This is a genomic window from Holospora elegans E1 (assembly GCF_000648275.1).
Taxonomy (GTDB): Bacteria; Pseudomonadota; Alphaproteobacteria; order Holosporales; family Holosporaceae; genus Holospora; species Holospora undulata_A.
In genome coordinates, this window is sequence record NZ_BAUP01000020.1 from 1 (window position 1) to 4,564 (window position 4,564).

The 4,564-nt window shown below is 37.4% G+C and carries 5 protein-coding genes and 1 pseudogene; 3 read left to right on the forward strand and 3 right to left on the reverse strand.

Features of this window, described 5'->3' with window-relative positions:
- Position 1: 1 nt before the first annotated feature.
- From HE1_RS09860 to HE1_RS07835, 3 genes are all read right to left on the reverse strand, one after another.
- Positions 2–130 carry a hypothetical protein gene (locus HE1_RS09860; RefSeq protein ID WP_278242935.1) on the reverse strand — a complete coding sequence of 43 codons (129 nt, stop codon included), beginning with the start codon at positions 128–130 and terminating at the stop codon, positions 2–4.
- A 131-nt stretch (positions 131–261) separates the two neighbouring features.
- Positions 262–441, reverse strand: a complete 180-nt coding sequence (locus tag HE1_RS09300) for a hypothetical protein (RefSeq protein WP_162480070.1) — start codon at positions 439–441, stop codon at positions 262–264.
- Positions 438–614 (reverse strand): helix-turn-helix domain-containing protein, encoded by a 177-nt coding sequence (locus HE1_RS07835; RefSeq protein WP_162832701.1) that lies wholly within the window; start codon positions 612–614, stop codon positions 438–440. The genes HE1_RS09300 and HE1_RS07835 overlap by 4 nt, the downstream gene beginning before the upstream one ends.
- A gap of 490 nt (positions 615–1,104) precedes the next feature.
- On the opposite strand from HE1_RS07835, the pseudogene HE1_RS06760 reads away from it, so the two are divergent.
- From HE1_RS06760 to HE1_RS00285, 3 genes and pseudogenes are all read left to right on the forward strand, one after another.
- Positions 1,105–1,339: pseudogene (locus HE1_RS06760) on the forward strand (helix-turn-helix domain-containing protein).
- 268 nt (positions 1,340–1,607) lie between these two features.
- The gene (gene glmS, locus HE1_RS00280; RefSeq protein WP_006289517.1) at positions 1,608–3,389 is read left to right on the forward strand and encodes a glutamine--fructose-6-phosphate transaminase (isomerizing); all 1,782 of its coding nucleotides are present in this window, start codon (positions 1,608–1,610) and stop codon (positions 3,387–3,389) included.
- Complete coding sequence (locus HE1_RS00285) at positions 3,382–4,371, forward strand: A/G-specific adenine glycosylase (protein ID WP_006289519.1); 990 nt, start codon at positions 3,382–3,384, stop codon at positions 4,369–4,371. Before glmS ends, HE1_RS00285 begins: the two co-directional genes overlap by 8 nt.
- The last annotated feature ends 193 nt before the right edge of the window (positions 4,372–4,564 follow it).

The window sequence follows — 4,564 nt, forward strand, 5'->3', positions numbered from 1 at the left end:
TTTAACCAAAGATAGCATGATTGATTTTCAAAGTTTTATTAACGTGAAGTGCCGCAAAAATACGCAGTGTTACCTCTAACATCTCAAGAGGGCGTGTATTTGAAAAGGGTTTTCGACGAAATTCTTGCAAACCAATAGCATTGTCGAGCGTTATTTGTTTAATGAAAAACGTTTATCTTTTCCCGGAAAAAGGCGGGGGCTTGGAATATTTTATTAAATCCTGCCCAATGATCTGTGAAATAAAATAAAATTTTCTATTTTTTAATCGTTCAAAAAGTCATTTGAATGTTCTAATCGAGTGATCAAAAAATTTCCAATCGATGAACCGTTTTCCAGCACATCATAGACTTTAGAAATCCAAATTTTTTTCTTCTTTTTTTTAATAATGCCAAAATTCATCCACTTCCTTGACACTACCGTTGTCTTCTGGGGATGGCTCAATTTTGAAGCATAGCTTTGATTATAAGGTGACCGCCCCCCTTCAAAACAGCGCTCGCGCTGACACAAAAACGCTGAGCAATTCGTTTCGTTGAAAGGTCGCTTGCGTATAAAACAAGGGCTTGGAGCTTATCTTTTTTGGGCACACCTAAATTTACATGAAATTTTTTCCACATTTTTTAAGAATGCGTTACGATATGACCAGTGGTAGAGGATAAAAGATCTTTTTCCTGGAAAACAAAGAGGTACACCCAAGGAAAGTTTACGGAAGCTGTTTTGTATCACTATCTACACAGAGATATCGTGGAAAAATTTTCCAGAACGTTTTCGCGATTCAAGTCCATACACACTTGTTAGAGTCAGAAATCTTAGCCCCTAATGCTGACAAGGCGTACGCAATGAACGATCATGATACCCAATCAACACGGTTGTGCTAAAAAGCGAGAACTAGACCGTTGGAGCACTAAGATTCATGCAATCTTTGATATTCAAGATCATCTAATCGATTTTTACTTGACAAAAGGCAAGGATCATGATCTGGAGAGAGATCATCTCGTGAAGGCTGATGGGGGAAAAATGAGAAACCTTTTAACTAAAGATATTTTTCGTTAGGATTGGTAAAGGATGTCTTTTAAAAGTCTCTAAAAATGATTGTATGTAAATTTTGTGAGTGTTCGGATTGCTTTAAAAGCAGTTTTTTTCGAGAGAGCAAGCGGTGCAAATGTAAAAAATGTGGAAAAAATTTCATGAGGTGTGCCTGAGAAAGACAAGCTCCAAGCCCTTGTTTTATACGCAAGCGGCCTTTCAATGAACCGAAGTGCTCAGCGTTTTGGTGTCAGCGTGAGCGCTGTTTTGAAGGGGGGGCGGTCACCTTATAATCAAGGCTATGCTTCAAAATTGAAACAACATCGCCATAGATCTTGTCAACCGCGAATGACAATTTTCAACGCATTAGTCCAATACTTTCAGTTTGATTGGGGGTATGTATCGCTTCGTATTTCTCCATTTAGTATCGGGAAATGGTGTAAAAAGCTCTTTTTCTAAATTTTTTAATAAAGTAAAGCGACTTTGCTTTAAAAACACTTGTACTTTTATTTTTAGCTTGTAAGAAAAATGCTTTTCATGAATAATAAAAAAGGTATTGTATTGGTTTTGTTGAGAGAAAAATTGTGTGTGGTATTGTAGGATTTTTAGGGACGTGTCCCGCTCTGGAGATAATCGTTCAGGCTTTAAAAGGTCTTGAATACAGAGGGTACGATTCTTCTGGTGTTGCGCTTATCGAACACGGGAGGTTGTTACGCCATCGTGCGGTAGGTACCTTAGATCAATTGATGAAAGTGTTACCAGAAACTACAAAAAGCACGTTGGGTATAGGACATACGCGATGGGCAACGCACGGCGCACCAGAAGAACGCAATGCTCATCCCCAAGTCAGCCACGGAATTGCTGTAGTTCATAACGGTATCATCGAAAATTTTTCTGAACTTAAAGCGCAGCTTCTAAAGCAAGGGTATGCATTCGAAAGCGAAACAGATACCGAAGTGGTCGCACATTTTATTCATCAACATTACTCAAAAAGTAAAAATGTAGAGGAAGTATTTTCCAAAGTGCTAAAAGAGCTAGAGGGAAGCTTTGCCTTGGCAATTATTTTAGAAGATCACCCAAACCATATTTTTATTGCAAGAAAGGGGATCAGCCCTTTGGCTATTGGGCGTAGCGCTAAAGGCATCAGCCTTTGCTCTGATACCTTAAGTTTAGTGGGAATTGCCGATGAACTTAGTTATATAGAAGATGGCGTTTGGGGGGATTTATCCTTAGAGGGTATTAAAATTTTTGATGAAAATCAGATTTCTCAATCTATTGAATTTGTTCCCCATCCTTTGGGAAAAGACTCTTTAGGGAGAGGCGAGTTCAGCCACTATATGTTAAAAGAAATGTACGAACAGCCAGATATTGTACTAAAAGAAGGTACACAAACGTTAGATATTCCAAAAGAGTTGTCTAAAGCTTTGCACATCACATTAATAGGGTGTGGCAGTGCTTTTTATGCTGCCTGGGGAGGAAAATATTATTTAGAACAATTGGCAAATCGTATCGTTACTTTGGAACTTGCTTCTGAATTCCATTATCGAAATCCTGTTGTGCAAGATGGGGTTACTATTGCTGTTTCTCAGTCCGGGGAAACAGCTGACACATTAAAAGCTATTCAATATATGGAACAGCACGGCCAGTATACTGTAGGAATGGTTAATGTTCCTCATAGCTCTATTTCTCGTCAAGTGCATTACGAAATACTAACAAAAGCAGGACCAGAAATTGGGGTAGCTTCCACGAAAGCTTTTACAGCTCAATTGCTTTGTTTATTAAAAATTTCGATGAATCTTATGCAAGATTCTGTAAGAAAACAAAAAATTTTGAAGGGATTAAAGCAGCTTCCTTTAGATATGCAAAAAATATTTTTTAAGGTATCTCAGCTTCAAGATATAGCGCAACATCTTGTGCACTCTAAAGGAATTATTTTTTTGGGACGAGGCATGAGTTATCCTGTAGCTCTAGAAGGTGCCTTAAAGATGTCTGAGCTTTCCTATATTCCTGGACAAGGATTTGCAGCGGGAGAACTTAAACACGGCCCTTTAGCATTAGTTGATGCGTGTACCCCGGTAGTTGTGTTGGCTCCTATGGATCAATTTTTTGAAAAAACTGTTTCTAACATTTATGAAGTATGCGCTAGAGAAGGCAAAGTATTTGTTATTACCGACAATGCAGGTGCAGAGCAACTTGCAGGAGTTCCCGTTCAAGACATTTTTGTTTATCCTTCCCCCACAACATGGGAGCTGCATCCATTTTTATCAGTACTAACCTTACAGCTTATCGCCTATTATACTGCGTTACACAAGGGGTGTTCCATTGATCAGCCAAGAAATCTAGCAAAGGCTGTAACGGTTGAATAAAAAAGACGCGTTTTCCCATAAGATTTTATCTTGGTATAAGGAAAATCAAAGGCCCCTTCCTTGGAGAGGGGGAACTTCTTATGAAGTTTTTTTAAGCGAGATCATGTTGCAACAAACTCAAGTTAAAACTGTTATTCCTTTTTTTCAACGCTTTTTGCAGCGGTTTCCAAATTTGACTGAACTAGCCAAAAGCTCTTTAGATGAGGTATACCAAGTTTGGCAAGGGCTTGGGTATTATTATCGAGCTCGGCACCTACATCAAGCGGCGCAAATTTGGCTATCTTTAGGAAAAGATCCAAAAGAATACAAAGAATGGTTAAGCTTTCCTGGTGTTGGGCCGTATACAGCAGCAATGCTGACAGTTGTTTTATCAAAACAACCTGCCACTGTTATCGATGGAAATATTAAGCGTATTTTACAGCGTTATTTTGGACTAGATACCCTGAAAGAAATTAAGACAATGGCTGAGAAAATTCTTCCTTGTAAAAATCATTCAGAGTATACTCAAGGATTAATGGATTTAGGTGCTATGGTTTGTACACCTAAAGCGCCTAAATGTTTTGTTTGTCCTATTGCTCAGCACTGTAAATTTAAGCAAGGAATGTGGGCTCCTTTAGTTATACAAAAATCATCTAAACCAACACGTTATGCTCATGTTTATTTGTGCAGGAAAGAAAATGAACTTTGGACAGTTCAAAATACGCAAACTTCTTTATTAAAAGGGCTATGGGGATTTCCTTTATCTGATCTTCAATCAGAAGAAAAAATGCCCTGTATAAATTTAGATCCGAATTTAATTAATGATACTGTTCGTCATGTATTTACGCATTTTACACTAATTCTTCGTGCTTGGGATGCCAGTTCAATTTCTCAGAGTGTGATTTCTAGATGGTCTAATGGAAAATGGCTAAACTTTGAGCAAAGAAAACTTATAGGATTTTCTAGATTGATGAGAAAGGTGGAAGAAAAATGGAATTTTTAAAAACATTTATTGCTATTTAGATTTTTTCTATTCTGAATTAGGGGTAAAAAGATTAAGAAAAATAAGATTTTCGAAGCTTTTAACTAAAGATACTTTTTGTTAAAATCAGCAAAGGATAGCTTTTAAAAGTCTCTAAAAATGATTGCATGTAAAATTTTTGAATGTTCTGATTACTTTAAAAGCGATTTTGTTC